This is a genomic window from Stenotrophomonas sp. PS02289, from assembly GCF_029960115.1.
Classification (GTDB): Bacteria; Pseudomonadota; Gammaproteobacteria; order Xanthomonadales; family Xanthomonadaceae; genus Stenotrophomonas.
In genome coordinates this window covers 19863-34931 of record NZ_JASCOZ010000031.1, presented here as the reverse complement: position 1 = coordinate 34931, position 15069 = coordinate 19863, and the positions used below count along the sequence as shown (strand labels likewise).

The window sequence follows — 15069 nt, the reverse complement described above, 5'->3', positions numbered from 1 at the left end:
GCCTCCGGCCGCGCCGTCCATGCGGTATCGCCCGACGTGCGCCGCACCTCGGCGCTATCGGAAGAAAAGCGCCTCGCCGCGCAGCGCCTGGCCGGTGGCGTGATGGCGCGCCTGCGTCAACTGCGTGGGCTGGGTTTGGGTTACCTGACGCTGGACCGAGCCACGCCGACGCTTTCAGCCGGCGAGTTGCAGCGCCTGCGGCTGGCGACGCAATTGAGTTCCATGCTGTTCGGTGTCGTGTACGTACTCGACGAACCCTCGGCGGGCCTGCACCCCTCCGACAGCCAAGCCCTGTACGACGCGCTCGACCGTCTGCGCGAGGCCGGCAACTCGGTGTTCGTGGTGGAGCACGACTTGGACCTGATGCGCCGTGCACAATGGCTCGTGGATGTCGGGCCGGATGCCGGCGAGCGTGGCGGCCGCGTGCTCTACAGCGGCGAGCCGGATGGCCTGCGCAAGATTGCCGAATCGCGTACTGCACGCTACCTGTTCGATGAGATCCCCGCGCCGGGAAGCCGGGCACGCGAAGCGACCGGCTGGCTGGAGCTGCAGGACATTCACCGCCACAACCTGCATGGCGTGAATGCGCGCATTCCGCTGGGCGTGCTGACGGCCGTCACCGGCATCTCCGGCTCGGGCAAGTCCAGCCTCGTCGCGCAGGCCCTGCCGGAGCTGGTGCTGCTGCACCTGGGCCACGAGCCGGAAGACGATGCGGCCGAAACCGCCACCAGCGAAGGGCCGACAGTGATCGAAGCGACTGGCGGTCGTCTGGCAGGCGACGTGGACGCCATACAGCGAATGGTGCAGGTGGACCAGAAACCGATCGGGCGCACGCCGCGGTCGAACCTGGCCACCTACACCGGCCTGTTCGACCATGTGCGCAAGCTGTTCGCTGCCACGCCCGATGCGCGACGCCGCCGCTATGACGCCGGGCGCTTCTCGTTCAACGTCGCCAAGGGGCGCTGCGAGACCTGCGAGGGCGAGGGCTTCGTCAGCGTGGAACTGCTGTTCATGCCCAGCGTGTACGCGCCGTGCCCGACGTGCCATGGCGCACGCTACAACGAGGCCACGCTGAAGGTGCAATGGAACGGGCGCAACATCGCCGAGGTGCTGCAGATGACCGTGGACGAAGCCAGCGAACTCTTCGCGGGTGAAGACGCTGTGGCAAGGCCACTGCAACTGCTGCGCGATATCGGACTGGGCTACCTGCGCCTGGGGCAACCGGCCACCGAGCTTTCCGGTGGCGAGGCGCAGCGTATCAAGCTGGCGACCGAGCTTCAGCGCAGCCAGCGCGGCCGAAGCCTGTACGTGCTCGACGAGCCGACTACCGGGCTGCATGCGTCGGACGCCGACCGGCTGCTGGTACAGTTGCAGCGCCTGGTCGATGCCGGCAATACCGTAGTGATGATCGAACACGATATGCGCGCGGTGGCCCAGGCCGATTGGGTGATCGACGTGGGGCCTGGTGCAGGCGCTGCCGGCGGCAGCATCGTGGTGGCGGGCTCCCTTCAGCAGGTGGCCCGAACGTCTGGCAGCAGAACCGCTCCGTTCCTTGCACAGGAGTTGGCGCGGGCCGAGTAGCTCAGTTCGCCAAATGTTGCCAATTTTCGCGGGGACTTGATCGTCGCCACACGACGGTGGCGATCAATGCCCGAATCGCGTCATCCTTCCTGAGTCAGAGCAAGATGGGGGTTGTTGGGCGGTATTTCGGCGAGTGCCAAGGACCCATCTTCGAGGAGGTAGCCATGCAGTCGGCGGGACTTCCTCGGGCCCGTGACTTCACAGGTCCAAGTGTTCAGTCCTGGGCTGCTTTCGATGTAGCTGCAGCTTCTCGAAGCTCTTCTGCACCCACTGCCAATCCTGTTGATTCTCCTGCTTGGCGAGTGCGGCCACTTCGGGATGCTCCTGCGCATAGCGTGTGGAACACACCCGGGCTGACCAGGCAGGCCGTGTCATTCACCGTATGCACGAGTACCTTCGCGTCGTTGATGATGAACCGTCGTGAGGCGATTCCCTGCTTCAGCCAAACCATGAACTGTTCCCCGGATGGCTTCGTTGCCGATGGCCCAGGCGTAGGCGCGGGTGCAGGCGATGGAATGGACGTCGCGGCTGTTGCTGGCGCGGGGGTGTGGAGGAACTCCTCGGCATCCTGGCCAACGCCGGCCGAATCACCCAAGCCCACCATCGCGAGCAAATCCTCCATGACGTCGGGCACGGGCTGGGCTGCGGGCGGTGAAACGATGGTGGTGCTGTCGCCCTCCCAAATCGGCCTCGGCACTACCTGAGCCGGAGACGATGTACGAGTTCGGCGGGCGGCGAAGCAAACCGAGGCAACTTATCAATTAAAGATCGTGATGGCGCACAACACTCGGTAGACGCCATCGATTCACAGCTTCGCAAGATCGAAGGGCAGAGCCTTGGGTATAAAGTGGCTCGTTTCTTCGGTCTTCTGGGGCGGTGACTTACGCGACCTGCAGTGTCGGATAGTCTGTATAGCCCTTGGCGCCACCTGCGTAGAACGTGTTGGAGTCAGGCGCGTTCAGCGGTGCCTTGGCCCTGATGCGTGCGGGCAGGTCCGGGTTAGCCAGGAAGGCGGTGCCAAAGGCCACAGCGTCAAGCTTACCTTCGGCAATAGCTGCCTCTGCCTCATCAGCGCTGTAACCCATATTGCCCACCAACACACCCTTGTACTTTTCACGCGCTACGGGCATGACATCGGCCTTCTGCACGCCGAAGAAATCGGCGCGCATCACGTGCAGGTAGGCTAGCTTGAAGGCATTGAGCCTATCGGCCACGAAGCCGATGAAGGCCAGCGGGTCGCTGTCTTTCATGCTGTTGAAGCTGTTGAGGGGCGACAGGCGCAGACCCACACGTTCGGAACCGATCGCCTGGGTCACGGCAGTGAGTACCTCGAACAGCAAACGTGCACGGTTTTCCGGCGATCCGCCGTAAGCATCGGTGCGCTGGTTGGGCGTGTCGCGCAGAAACTGGTCAATCAGGTAGCCGTTGGCGCCGTGTACTTCCACACCATCAAAGCCGGCGGAAATGGCGTTGCGTGCGCCTTGAGCAAACGCAGCCACGATGCCGGGAATCTCTTCGACGGCCAGGGGGCGGGGCACCGCGTGCGGCACCTTGCCTTGGGGCGTGTGGATCTCACCCTCAATAGCGGTGGCGCTGCTGGAGACAATGGGGGCGCCATCGGCAGCGCCAGGGTAGGCTGCGCGGCCAGCGTGCCAGATCTGCATGAAGATGCGTCCGCCCTTGGCGTGCACCGCGTCGGTCACCTGCCTCCAGGCTGCAATCTGCGCGTCGTTGTAGATGCCAGGCTCATTGACGAAGGCCGATGTACCGGGCGCCACCATGGTGCATTCGGAAATCAGCAGGCCGCCGGTGGCTCGCTGGCTGTAGTACTCGGCCATCAGCGCGTTGGGCATGTGGCCAGCGTCGGCACGGGCGCGTGTCAGTGGTGCCAGAAGGATGCGGTTGGGCAGGTTGAGAGAACCTACTTGAAGTGGATTGAATAGCATGTGGATGAAAACCCAGATTAGTGAACAGAAAACAGTGGTAACGCTAACAGTATTCCCAATACTCTGACCTTTGAAAGGTCACTGAAAACTATTTTGGCACGGCTGGTGCTTTCGCACCCAACGCACGATGTAGTAGACGCAAGTGGGTAGGCCTTTGCTTCGGACAGTTTCCCGGCGGTCTCCAGCCGTACATACACCAAACGCCTCTGGTCATCCACCGCGTCGCAACTCCCTGACACCCCGGCCCAGCTTACGGCGCAACAGGGCCCGCAGGGTCACCCCATCCGAGTACCCGACCTGTGCGGCGACCTGGTCGACGCTCGCGTTTCCGGTGCGCAGGAGATGCACGGCATGTTCCACGCGCAGGTCCTGGAAATACGACAGCGGTGTCTTGCCCAAAACGCTTTGCAGCCGCCGCGCCAAGGTACGCTCGCTTGTGCCCGCGGCGCTGGCCGCCTCGGCGAGCGAGAACCCCTTCGCGAGCCGACGTCTGGCCCAGCACTCGAAGCGCTCCACCATCGGGTCGGCATGCGCAAGGTGGTCGGGAATCACGAACTCGGCTTGCGAACTGCGTGTCTCGACCAGCAGATAGCGTGCCACCAGGGCCGCCAGCGCCGGACTGCGCTCCCGGATGATGCGCAAGGCCAGGTCGACGTGGGCCAAAGCGGCACCCGCGGTGGTGAAGCGTGTCGAGTTCACGATCATGCGTGACTCGTCCAGCGTGACGTTCGGATAGCGCTGCCGAAACATCGGCCCCAGCCACCATGACGTCGTCGCACGATGCCCATCAAGCAGGCCACTCTCTGCAAGCAAGAAACTACCGGAGCAAGCGGCACCTAGGTGCGCGCCAGCGGTGGACCACTGCTGTAGCGCCGCGACCGCGTCGGGCACGTCGGGGCGTGTGAGCCGAGCCGAGAGCGTGTCAGGCATCTTGTCACCAAACGCGGGCACAAGCACGACGTCTGGTTCCGGCATACCACGCGCAGTGACCACGGGGACCGTCAAGCCTTGCGCAGTTCGGATGCGACGCCGCACGCCCACCAGCGTGAGCTCTATGTGCGCGGGAGCCTGTGGCAGCGAGCCCGCCATCGCATTGGCCAAGCCCACTGTGTCAGTGAGCGCCGCAAGCCCCAGATCAAACACGCCATCACAAACAAGGATGTGGAGTTTCATGGCAACAATGATATCAAAGTTGTCATTATTGCCTATAGAGATGGTTGTTATGAGGATTTAGATTGCAGGCTCGTTGATCCATTCACCTAACCCATTTACCCAAAGGAATACATCATGACCAAGCTCGCTCTGTTTGTTCGCCTCGAAGCCAAACCCGGCCAGGAGGCTGCGCTTGCCGACTTCCTGGCCAGCGCACTGCCGCTCGCCAACGCCGAGTCCGGCACCACGGCCTGGTTCGCATTGAAGTTTGGCCCTTCGACGTTTGGTGTGTTCGATGCCTTTGCCGATGAGGCAGGTCGCCAGGCGCATCTGAACGGCCAGATCGCCGCGGCCTTGATGGCCAACGCCGTGACCTTGCTCAGTTCTCCGCCCAATATCGAGAAGGTCGAACTGCTTGCAGCCAAACTGCCTGCATGACAACTCGGCCTTGACCCAATCAGCTCACGCTGCAGGATGGGGGTCACACAGCCCTACGTGCGACCCCTCACTCGTGTGATGACGAATGAGTTTCTCAATAGCCTCGGGTGGGACTTTCGTATGGTAGCTGTGCGCACGATACGCCTGGGAGTTCTTCCCAGCGCGGAGGCCCTCCTGTCTTGACCGCAGTTCCTTGGACCCGGTGTAGCGTAAGCCTGAATCGCCCCGGGATTCCCGGAGGCTCGTTGGCGTGAGTCACGTCTCCGTGACGTGCTGTCGCTGTTGATAGTAGTTCGCTTCGGCTTCGGCGGGTAGGATGTAGCCGATCGATCCGAGTAGTCGCCGGTGGTTGTACCAATCCACCCAGCGCAGCGTGGCCAGTTCCAGCTCTTCGCGACTGCGCCAGGAACGACGATGCACGACCTCGGCCTTTTACAACCCATTGATCGTTTCGGCCAGCGCGTTGTCGTAGCTGTCTCCGACGCTTCCGACAGACGGCTCGATGCCGGCTTCGGCCAGGCGCTCGGTGTAGCGAATCGACACATATTGCGATCCGCGGTCGCTGTGATGCACCAGCGCGTCGCCCGGACGCCGCGCGTGAAGCGCCTGTTCGAGCGCATCGAGCACGAATTGGGTCTGTTGGCTCGACGACAGCTTCCAGCCGACGATTCGCCGTGCGTAGACGTCGATGATGAAGGCGACGTAGGCGAATCCCTGCCAAGTCGAAACAAAGGTGTAGTCGCTGACCCACAGTTGGTCCGGACGGTCCGCTTTGAACGTGCGATGCACCAGGTCCAGCGGACAGGGTCGGGCCGGATCCGGATGCGTCGTCCGAACCGACTTTCCGCGCACAACCCCGGCAATCCCGAGTTTTCGCATCAAGCGTTCGACCGTGCATCGCGCCACCTCAATCGCCTCGCGGTTCATCTGGCGCCACGTCTTGTCGGCCCCGTAGACCTCGTGGTTCTCCGTCCAGACACGCTGAATCTCCGGCATGAGCGCAAGGTCACGCCGGACGCGCGGCGACGCCCGGAGCGTGTCCCGGCGCCGCGCAGCATGCTCCCGGTACGACGACGGAGCGATCTGCAGAACGCGGCAGATCGGCTCGACTCCGTAGACGTCGCGGTGCTCGTCGACGAACGAGCGCATCACTTGGTGCGGCGGTCGAGCTCCGCCTGGGCAAAATACGCCGACGCCTTGCGCAGGATCTCGTTCGCCTGGCGCAGTTCGCGGTTCTCGCGCTCGAGCTGCTTCAATCGCTCCAGATCCGACGTCGTCGGCCCGGCACGCATGCCTTGGTCACGCTCGGCCTGCCGAACCCAACGACGAAGGGTCTCGGCCGTGCAGCCGATCTTGCCGCTGATCGAACCGATCGCGGCCCACTGCGAGTCGTGGTCCTTCTGGTGCTCCAGCACCATCCGGACGGCCCGCTCCTGTACCTCGGGGGAAACTTCGACTTTCTCATGGCTCCATCCTCTCAAGTGATGGAGCCTCCGGGGAAGCCGGGGCGATTCATACAGTCAAACGAGTGACTTGTTCAGACCTTCCCTAAGGCAAAGCCGGCAACGACCCAATAGCTGTCTGCAATTCATCGAACACGACCCGGACTCTCGCTGGCACAGGGGCGCGCTGAGGCCGATAGACATACAAGCCCCAAGCCGGGGGCTCTTCCTTCTGCAGAACCCGCACCAGTTTTCCACTGGCGATATAGGGGGCCGCCATGTAGTCCGCCAATTGAGCAAACGCAATACCGGCCAATGCGGCGCCCATTTCCATGTCGGCGTTGTCCGCGATGAAGGCTGGCGACACAGGCGTCCACTGGCGTCCTGCACTGAAGTGCCAGGACCACGGTCGCCCGGTATTGATGTCGATGGCCGCTGTCACCGGAGAACCGGCCAGTTCATCGACTCCATCCGGTGTTCCCACCTTCTTGGTCAGACGCGGAGCTGCAACGATTGTAAGGCGCATATCGGCAGCCTTGCGCGCGACGAAACGACTGTCGCGCATGAACCCGACCCTGACCCCGACATCGATCTTGTCGTCGACCGCATTGCTGATGCGATCAGACAAGCGCACATCCAACATGATGTCGGGATGACGTTTGGCAAAGCCCATCTCTCCGGCAAGGTTGCGGCGGCCTTGATGGCAAAGGCCGGGGAATTATTCTCCGAGCCGCCGACCATCGAGAAGGTAGAGGTGCTTGCGGCAAAGCTGCCCGGCTAGGCAACTCGGCAGGCGTAGATAGCCGAAACCGCCTTCGGGCGGTTTCAATGGCTGCTGGCTCGAAAACAGGGGCCAGTGCAAATAAAACCACCCCTTCGATGGGCGGCTCGACAGAATTGCAGAGGCGCACGACACATCGTCCGCTTTGGGTCGGTAGCGGACATTGCCACCTTCCCTTACGGTCGGTCTGGGCCCATGTCCGCTTTCCGCCAGAAGCAGACTCTAGGGGGAACTCCAAGCAATCGTATGGCATCATCATGCCGACTGAGCGGACGCGGACGAGCTGATCGAGATCGGCCGGGCCGGTGTACTGGACTAAGCACGCTCACGCGATTCGATCACCCAAATTAGTGTCGATCAGTTCTGCTACGAGGTAGATTCCTGGATGAAATCGTTGTTGCAGTGCGTTGAGTGCACCAAGTCGGGCAGCGTCCAACCGTACCTGTTTGTAGGCGACTACTACGATGGACACACGGTCGAGGCCACATGTCCGCTCGGCCACGCAGCATTCTCCATCGTCCAGAACCCAAAGTTCGAAACGCTGCTGACCGCTGCCGCAGACGCATTGATCCATGATCAGACGCTTCAAGCTGTCGCATGCCTGGCTGCGTCGCGCGAGCGACTTTTCGAGCTTGCGATCCGTGTCTTCGCCCGGTCCAGCGGTGTTGATCCGGGCAACTTCGAGGCTTCGTGGAAGGAGGTGGCCTCGCAGTCTGAGCGGCAGTTCGGTGCTTTCTTGTTTCTCTATCTTGCGGCGACCGGAAAGCCCTACGAGTTCGACAAGAAACTGGCTACTGCCCGGTACGCGGCGCTCCACAAAGGCGAGATTCCAACGACAGGCGAAGCATTCGATTACGCAGGCAAGGTCTACCAAGAGATCTCGAACTTGGCGAACTACCTGCGGACTGATCACAAAGAGTCGCTGCGTGCCGTGCTCCACGAAGAGAACATGCGTAAAGCCGGCCGAGCTCCCAAGGGTGTTCCAGTAGGAACCATTGCACTCTTCAGCATCTACGGAATCGAGGCAGAAGAGAACAGGGCAAATTTCAAGGAAGCGTTCGATCAGTACAGAGACTGGTTGCCCGCGCTACCGGAAGTTGCGGAATCGACACAAAAGGCTTCTGGCGTGCATACGACAAGGAGTCATCCGCCGCACTCCGAATAGAACCTTGCTTCCATGGTTCGCTGAGGCGGGATCCGCTTCGTACGCATTCCGATTCATGTGACGTCACATGATTGGACGTTAATTGAGCACTTCAGAGTGTCTCGGTTCGGAGGCACGTATTTTCGACAAGGCATACTACAGATACTATTTGGCAACAGGCATACTTGATTCACCTCAGTAACCTTCTCACTCGCACATGTCGAGCTTTCTCAACCCTGACGCTCTGCGGCTCTTCTTCGCCCCCCCATTTCGACGTGGATGTCGCCATGGACGCGGTCATGCGGTACCAAGGCGTGAATGTCCTCAAAGGCGAACTTCGTGATTCAGCGACCACAGGTGTCCCGCACACGGGTATCCGGCTTGTCGGCCATCACGACGTGGACACCGGGTCTTCGATTTTCACTTTGATGCTGGAGCCCGGTCATATGAGCGGGGTAAGTTTTTTCGCTGAAAGCAAACATCGCTTGTTCGGAGGCAGCACACTGGTGTGCGTGCCCCTGCTTTACTGCTCGACGGAGTACACACCTACCGGTGATCACATCGTCTATCGGCATACCTACAAACGGCCACTGTTCACTCAAGAAGAGCTTGAGAGAATTAAAAAGAGTGGAACCGCAGAAGAGCAAGTTAAGGCGTTTGTTTTCACCAAAAGCCGTATCGGCTACGAGACGATCAAAGGCATGAGCTATGTCGGCCGATCTCGGCGCTCGTGGCAGCAAAGATACATGGAGCACGTTGAAGAAGCGCTGGAAAAGAACTCGAACCGCCGCTTTCACGAGGCTATGCGGGGGATGCAGGGCCAGAACGTGATCTGTGTGCACGACATCTCGGCTTATGGGATCCCTGAGGCCTCAGCCAAAATGATCGAAAGGCAACTGATCAAGACTTCCACGTTGTATCCGATGGGACTAAATATGCGGATCTAGACCCGTGAGAGTTCATCCGCAACGTCATCTTTCTGGTGGCAGGAAATCGACCACTGGCGCAGTGTCCGCTTCCGGCCAAGACTGGACCTCGACTATCCAAAGGTGCACAAATTGAGGTGTTCTCGACACTCTGCAGTAGAATCTAAGCAGATTTTTCCGGGGACTCAGCTCTCCATCTAGCAGTGACAATCCTCTTCGATCAGCAACATAGGCGGGTGTAGGCGTCCTTCACGAAGGCAACTACCTTCGGTGCCAAGCAACGGTGGCTTCCCGATCCCTACAACACGATTGGCTGGCGCGGTGATCGGTACCGGGTTACTCGCGTGCTCCTGCTACCCGCACCTAGCTTAAGGCAGGGCTGATAGCGACGGTGCTACAAGTCTCTACCGGCACCTGTCGCGGGTCTCCGCCGCTTGGTGCACCTCTACGCCTACTATAGATTGAGGTCCATCAGCGAGATTCCATCGGCGAAGGGTGGCGACCTCTCAGAGGCCCCCCCCCCTGCCGGAAGTCCAGGCCTAAGTGACCGCATCAGCTTTCCGAGCCATCCGTACGGCCCGTGCAATGTGACAGCTGATCGGTCTCAGTTGGCTCTAGCCGATCTGGCCGAACCCGACTGGCGGTGCAGCCCCACGCCGAGCTGCACTGCCAAATTACAGGATACGCTGGCATCTAGGCCAAACTGATGTTCCACAATATCCCCCGGCCGACGTCTTGGATCTTGCCACTCTGACTCGGGGAAATCTGGCTTCGAACCGCAAAGAATGACCTAGGAAGCTCGAACTAAAAATTAGGAGAGAGAGAGAATGGAAAAGCTCAAGCTCCAACTGGAGAACTGCTACGGAATCCGCAAGTTGGACGTCGTGCTGGACTTCGCCGGCACGGCAGCTATCGCCATCTACGCACCAAACGGCTCGATGAAGAGCTCTTTGGCATGCACCCTTCAGGACATCGCCAATGGAAACCCATCGCGCGACAGAATTTTCCCGAACCGCGCGACGGTCCGCGTGGTCAGCGATGAGAACAATGCCGACCTCGTTGCTAGCGATGTACTCGTGCTTAGGCCATTTGAGGATTTCGCCAGCAATGGAAACGCCACCGCTACGCTCTTGGTGAATGCCACACTTCGTGAGGAGTATGAAGCGCTGCACACTGGAATCACCGCTGCGCGAGCAGCACTTGTCATGGCGATCAAGACCACCTCGAAAACCAGGCGCTCTGTGGAGCGCGAGATTCTGTCAACGTTTGCGCCTGCAGACGGAGATTTCAACACTGCTTTGGTTGAGCTTAAGGATGAGCTGTCAAAGGACTTGAAGCCAGACTTCAAGGATGTCCCCTACGACGTGCTAAACGATGAGAAAGTCGTGGCATTCTTGGGCCAAGGTGATTTCCGCACGGCGATCAACGAGTACACGAAGAAGTACAACGAGTTGCTCGCCGCGTCGAAGTACTTCAAGAAGGGAGGCTTCAACTATTACGCGGCTACCAACGTCGCCAAGGAGCTGAAGATCAGTGGCTTCTTTAAGGCAAATCATACCGTTCGACTCAGCGGAGACGAAGAGAAGGAGATCAAATCCGAGACAGAGCTCCAAGCTCTTGTTGATGCAGAGCGCGCCAAAATCTCTGAGGATGCTGCTCTTCGGAGGAAGTACGAAGAGCTTGAAAAGCAGATCCAGAAGAACGCGCAGGTTCGCGAGTTTGAGGCGTACATGCAGGGGCACGAGGAACTGCTGCCCGAGCTGGCCGATCCAGCGGCCCTGAACAAGAAGCTCTGGCTGTCCTATCTGAAGGCGAATCACGATCTATACACTGACCTCATCAACAAGATCGAGAACGCTGCGGTTCGCTCAGCCAAGATTGAGGCGCAGGCCGGCCAAGAGCACACACAATGGCAGGGTGTGATTGATATCTTCAATAGCCGCTTCATCGTCCCGTTCCATCTCGAGGTGGCCAATAAGGTTCAAGTTGTTTTGGGAACGGAGACAGCACCGCGCCTGGGCTTTGTCTTCAAGGAGGGGGGTGATCAAGCACAAGTCGAACGAGACACGCTTCTACAGACGTTAAGTACTGGAGAAAGAAGAGCGTTTCACGTATTGACTATGTTGTTTGACATTGAGGTACGCGGCTCGGCAGGCAAGCAGACACTCCTAGTTGTTGACGACATCGCCGACTCTTTTGACTACAAGAACAAGTACGCCATCATCCAGTACCTTTCCGACTTGGCTGAAGGCCAGAATTTCAAACTGCTCATCTTGACCCACAACTTTGATTTCTATCGGACCATCGAGAGCCGTCGTCTCGTTCATCGGAAGAACTGCTTCATGGTGTCAAAGACAGCCACTGGGATAAGTCTGGAGGCTGCCCAGGGCGTGCGTAACGTCTTCATCAATGTGTGGAAACCCGCATTTTTCACCGATAACCGCAAGAAAATCTGCTGTATTCCCTTCATGCGCAACCTGATTGAGTACATGAAGGACGAACAAGATCCAGACTATCTTCTCCTCACGTCCCTGCTTCACTGGAAGGCCGGTACAGATCAGATCACCGTGGCGGATCTTGATGGCATCTACTCCAGGCTCTTTGGCATCAACGGACAGTCTGGCAACCCTGGAGAGCGACTCATCGATATTCTAGGCATTGAAGTCGCTACTTGTCTGCAGGCCCCGGATGGAATCAACTTCGAGAATAAGGTTGTGCTGGCGATTGCTACGCGCCTGCAAGCAGAGCGATTCATGGCGGGGAGGATCAACGATTCAGCTTGGCTGGCTGCGATCACAACCAACCAGACTCAGGCGCTACTGAAGCGCTATCGGAACGACTTTCCTGCCGAACTTCCCAACATTGGCGTCATTCAGCGCGTCCTACTGATGACGCCGGAGAACATTCATCTGAACTCTTTCATGTATGAGCCAATCTTGGACATGTCCGATCAGCATCTTCGCCGCGTCTACACGGAAGTCGCCGCATTGGTCTAGCGGCGGAGGACAGCTGTGCTTCCTGCATTACGGCGACCAGCGCACCGCCGCCGATGACCACGAACTAGTCCCGGAGTTTCGCAAACCACTGGCCAAACTCCGGCGCGCCGGCGATCAAGCGAAGACCTCATCGAGCAGGTCCCGCAGCGCGCCGTCCAGTCTCGGGTCGCCCTGTCCCTGCAGGGACAAGTACAGCGACAACCGGTCCACGGCGGCGCCCGCGCCGCCCAAGCGGGTGGAATAGGCCCAATGCTGCACATCTGCGTAGCCCTCGCCGGCCACGGGGAACCATTCTGGTTCCGGATGCCCACGGAAGTAGTCTCGCGGAATCGCCGCGACCGGCCGCGCTGGCGCTGCCAGTTCGGTGAACACGGACAGACCGGTTTCCCCTGCAGCACGACAATCATCGGCCGGCAGCATGGCCAAGCCACCCTTGCCGATGCCGGTTGTGCGCAGCACCGGCGAGCGCAGCCGCCGCAGCGCCGCCTCCCACAAGGACCGTCGCGTTTGCAGGAACCGCAGGCTCGTCTCCCGTCCCTTGCGCCGGGCGCTGACCAAGTTAGCCGCCACCAGTTCGCGGGCTACCCGCGAGGCGGTCATTCGCGAATAGCCTGCCTCGCGCGCAAGTTCGAGCGGCACCCACGGGACGCTCCCAGGGATGCCGCGCTCCTCAAAATCGGGCCGCAGTAGAGCGGCGATCAGAACTGCTTGCGCTGGGTGGCTCAGGTGCTTCCCAACGGATAGGGGCACCGGTGGAGACGAATCGCGCTCGCGCAGGCTCATCAGGAAACTCGGAGCGAACAGCTGGCTGCCAGGCACAACGAAATCCACACGAGACTCGATGAGCCTGGAGCGAGTGTATGGCGACACGCCCGAGAGCACGAGAACGACCCTCAAGCCGGCCTTTTCAGCCAGCAGGTGCACCTGTGCGATCAGCCGAGAAGGTGGCGTGGGTTCCGCCTGTGTCGGGACCTTGGCCAGCAGCACCCGCAGGCCCAGCAGATCAATCTCGGCTAGGCGGAACATGCTGTTGAGAGAGTGGGGCAAGAAGCGCGCCTTGGAACTAGGCCTGGGCTCGAACTCCGCGACCATGTCGGGTAGTAAGTTCTGGAGGTAGTGGGCAGCAGCCTGGAGGTCGTTCATACAACCGTATGTAACAAAGTAATCTGACAGTATCACAGAGCGGTTACGATCTAATCTGTCCGTTACAATCCCGTGCATGATTTACCCTGCTACCTAGGCAGGCGAGCGCTCCACTCAGACTCGAGTTGCTTCCTCCTGCTCACTGGGGAGTTGACGAAGGGCCGCAAGCAGCAGGTCATACGGGAACTGGGGGTGTGCCCCCCTCGCGCCAAGCGGTCATCCGACGGCCTTGAATCCATTCGGCGCACTAGCTTGGCATTGCGCGGATGCATCTGAACTGGCCAATAGACTCGGCATCTAGAGGCAATTGGACACTTACGCGTGCCCGTGCGCTCACGCGCCATTCTGCCGGGCGTACCAGGAGGCTCACGATGTGGACAAGGCCGCTCGATGCGCGCAATGTGCGCTGTGACCATTTGTAAGACGGAACTTCCCGTGCGGCCGACCATACTCGCATTGGATCTTGAGGGAACTCTCATATCCAATGCCATCAGCCAGATCCCCCGACCAGGTTTGCGTAGCTTTCTGGACGAAATGCGTTCAAATTTTGACAGTCTTGTCCTTTTTACCACCGTGCCGAAAGATCGTGCGCAAGCAATTGGAACTCTCTTAGCGAAAGAAGGCAGCGTCCCTGCTTGGTTCTCTGGGCTTCAATACATTGATTGGTCGGGAAAAACCAAGGACCTGCGCTACGTCTCCCCATACCTTGGCAATGCGCTGCTACTCGATGACCATGGTCCGTACGTCCATCCCGGACAAGAACATCTCTGGGTTGAGATTCCACTCTTCGGGTCTCCTTATCCGCCAGACGATGACGGACTAGAGGTAGCCTCGCGCCTTATTCGCGCACGAATCAGCGAGCTTATCAGCGCGAGCAACGAAACTCGCCGAACAGAGCCGCATTGAACATGCGTCGGCCCTGCAGCTATCCGCGACCGCCATGGCGGCGTTCGGCCCTCAACCCTATGAACGGCCGACGCTATACTGGGCGCAAGCCGTCCCGGCATGTCCTTCCATACACTACGGCTCTTTCTGTCGCCGAAATCGCGTACTGAATGAAGCGCCAGGTCGGCCGAAGTTCGGTGTGCTATCGACCACCTGGAGCGCTATGACCACAAGGACCTTGCAACTGGTTCGAGCCTCAAGTAATCAGCCAATGTCGGGGAATTGTTACTCGTGCAGCGCAGGCGCCGACCCAAGGCCGCTCCAACCTCTAGCTCGCCCGGCTGCGCAATCGCTTAGCCTTCAGCATGGCCATTGGACTAACGGTGGGCACTGGTACTAGCGTGGTCAGGTGCTGTTCTAATCCCAATGCCTTGAGGACAGAGATCAGCGTGTGAACCGTTGATCCTTGCCCACTCTCAAGCTGCACCAATGCTCTGCGAGAGATCCCGGCTTTATCGGCCAACGCTGCCTGGGACACGTTGGAGAGAAGGCGACGCGCCCTCAACCGCTTTCCCAGGGCTTCCGCAATCTCTTCAGGAGACTGGACTGGCATGTGACTCATTTGCGCGCAAAAG

The 15069-nt window shown here is 59.7% G+C and carries 10 protein-coding genes, 4 pseudogenes and 1 other annotated feature; of the genes and pseudogenes, 7 read left to right on the top strand and 7 right to left on the bottom strand.

Annotated features, from left to right (window positions below):
- A pseudogene (locus QMX83_RS06775) lies at positions 1–1581 on the top strand (excinuclease ABC subunit A); the annotation flags it as partial.
- An 80-nt stretch (positions 1582–1661) separates the two neighbouring features.
- Here the strand turns inward: QMX83_RS06775 and QMX83_RS06770 are convergent.
- From QMX83_RS06770 to QMX83_RS06760, 3 genes and pseudogenes are all read right to left on the bottom strand, one after another.
- Positions 1662–2263: pseudogene (locus QMX83_RS06770) on the bottom strand (DNA-binding domain-containing protein); the annotation flags it as partial.
- A gap of 199 nt (positions 2264–2462) precedes the next feature.
- Positions 2463–3527, bottom strand: a complete 1065-nt coding sequence (locus QMX83_RS06765; protein ID WP_024957963.1) for an alkene reductase — start codon at positions 3525–3527, stop codon at positions 2463–2465.
- A 210-nt stretch (positions 3528–3737) separates the two neighbouring features.
- Positions 3738–4700 carry a helix-turn-helix domain-containing protein gene (locus tag QMX83_RS06760; protein ID WP_049460453.1) on the bottom strand — a complete coding sequence of 321 codons (963 nt, stop codon included), beginning with the start codon at positions 4698–4700 and terminating at the stop codon, positions 3738–3740.
- A gap of 114 nt (positions 4701–4814) precedes the next feature.
- On the opposite strand from QMX83_RS06760, the gene QMX83_RS06755 reads away from it, so the two are divergent.
- Entirely contained in the window at positions 4815–5117 is a 303-nt protein-coding gene (locus tag QMX83_RS06755; RefSeq protein WP_024957965.1) for an antibiotic biosynthesis monooxygenase, read from the top strand.
- Positions 5118–5372: 255 nt separating this feature from the next.
- Here the strand turns inward: QMX83_RS06755 and QMX83_RS06750 are convergent.
- Positions 5373–6535 (bottom strand): annotated as a pseudogene (locus tag QMX83_RS06750) (IS3 family transposase).
- Positions 6192–6308, bottom strand: a sequence feature (AL1L pseudoknot). It overlaps the preceding pseudogene by 117 nt.
- Before the next feature lie 130 nt (positions 6536–6665).
- On the bottom strand, positions 6666–7187 hold the full coding sequence (locus QMX83_RS06745) for a substrate binding domain-containing protein (protein ID WP_236253128.1): 522 nt from the start codon (positions 7185–7187) through the stop codon (positions 6666–6668).
- A gap of 36 nt (positions 7188–7223) precedes the next feature.
- Between QMX83_RS06745 and QMX83_RS06740 the strand changes: the two are divergent.
- From QMX83_RS06740 to QMX83_RS06725, 4 genes and pseudogenes are all read left to right on the top strand, one after another.
- Positions 7224–7340, top strand: a pseudogene (locus tag QMX83_RS06740) (antibiotic biosynthesis monooxygenase); the annotation flags it as partial.
- Positions 7341–7725: 385 nt separating this feature from the next.
- Complete coding sequence (locus tag QMX83_RS06735) at positions 7726–8505, top strand: hypothetical protein (RefSeq protein WP_125358468.1); 780 nt, start codon at positions 7726–7728, stop codon at positions 8503–8505.
- A 266-nt stretch (positions 8506–8771) separates the two neighbouring features.
- Entirely contained in the window at positions 8772–9431 is a 660-nt protein-coding gene (locus QMX83_RS06730; RefSeq protein WP_171885045.1) for a hypothetical protein, read from the top strand.
- 806 nt (positions 9432–10237) lie between these two features.
- A complete protein-coding gene (locus QMX83_RS06725) occupies positions 10238–12406 on the top strand; it encodes an AAA family ATPase (RefSeq protein ID WP_053451505.1) in 2169 nt (722 codons plus the stop codon).
- Between the two features lie 114 nt (positions 12407–12520).
- Here QMX83_RS06725 and QMX83_RS06720 read toward each other — a convergent pair whose 3' ends face one another.
- Positions 12521–13549, bottom strand: a complete 1029-nt coding sequence (locus QMX83_RS06720) for a hypothetical protein (RefSeq protein ID WP_053451504.1) — start codon at positions 13547–13549, stop codon at positions 12521–12523.
- Positions 13550–13948: 399 nt separating this feature from the next.
- Between QMX83_RS06720 and QMX83_RS06715 the strand changes: the two genes are divergently transcribed.
- Complete coding sequence (locus QMX83_RS06715) at positions 13949–14455, top strand: NIF family HAD-type phosphatase (protein WP_194434212.1); 507 nt, start codon at positions 13949–13951, stop codon at positions 14453–14455.
- Between the two features lie 307 nt (positions 14456–14762).
- Here QMX83_RS06715 and QMX83_RS06710 read toward each other — a convergent pair whose 3' ends face one another.
- Entirely contained in the window at positions 14763–15047 is a 285-nt protein-coding gene (locus tag QMX83_RS06710) for a helix-turn-helix transcriptional regulator (RefSeq protein WP_077684463.1), read from the bottom strand.
- Positions 15048–15069 lie beyond the last annotated feature (22 nt).

Excerpts from the sequence above, each read along its gene's own strand:
- QMX83_RS06765 (WP_024957963.1), bottom strand. The coding sequence starts at position 3,527 with ATGCTATTCAATCCACTTCAAGTAGGTTCTCTCAACCTGCCCAACCGC.
- QMX83_RS06760 (WP_049460453.1), bottom strand. The coding sequence starts at position 4,700 with ATGAAACTCCACATCCTTGTTTGTGATGGCGTGTTTGATCTGGGGCTT.
- QMX83_RS06755 (WP_024957965.1), top strand. The coding sequence starts at position 4,815 with ATGACCAAGCTCGCTCTGTTTGTTCGCCTCGAAGCCAAACCCGGCCAG.
- QMX83_RS06735 (WP_125358468.1), top strand. The coding sequence starts at position 7,726 with ATGAAATCGTTGTTGCAGTGCGTTGAGTGCACCAAGTCGGGCAGCGTC.
- QMX83_RS06730 (WP_171885045.1), top strand. The coding sequence starts at position 8,772 with ATGGACGCGGTCATGCGGTACCAAGGCGTGAATGTCCTCAAAGGCGAA.
- QMX83_RS06725 (WP_053451505.1), top strand. The coding sequence starts at position 10,238 with ATGGAAAAGCTCAAGCTCCAACTGGAGAACTGCTACGGAATCCGCAAG.
- QMX83_RS06720 (WP_053451504.1), bottom strand. The coding sequence starts at position 13,549 with ATGAACGACCTCCAGGCTGCTGCCCACTACCTCCAGAACTTACTACCC.
- QMX83_RS06715 (WP_194434212.1), top strand. The coding sequence starts at position 13,949 with ATGTGCGCTGTGACCATTTGTAAGACGGAACTTCCCGTGCGGCCGACC.
- QMX83_RS06710 (WP_077684463.1), bottom strand. The coding sequence starts at position 15,047 with ATGCCAGTCCAGTCTCCTGAAGAGATTGCGGAAGCCCTGGGAAAGCGG.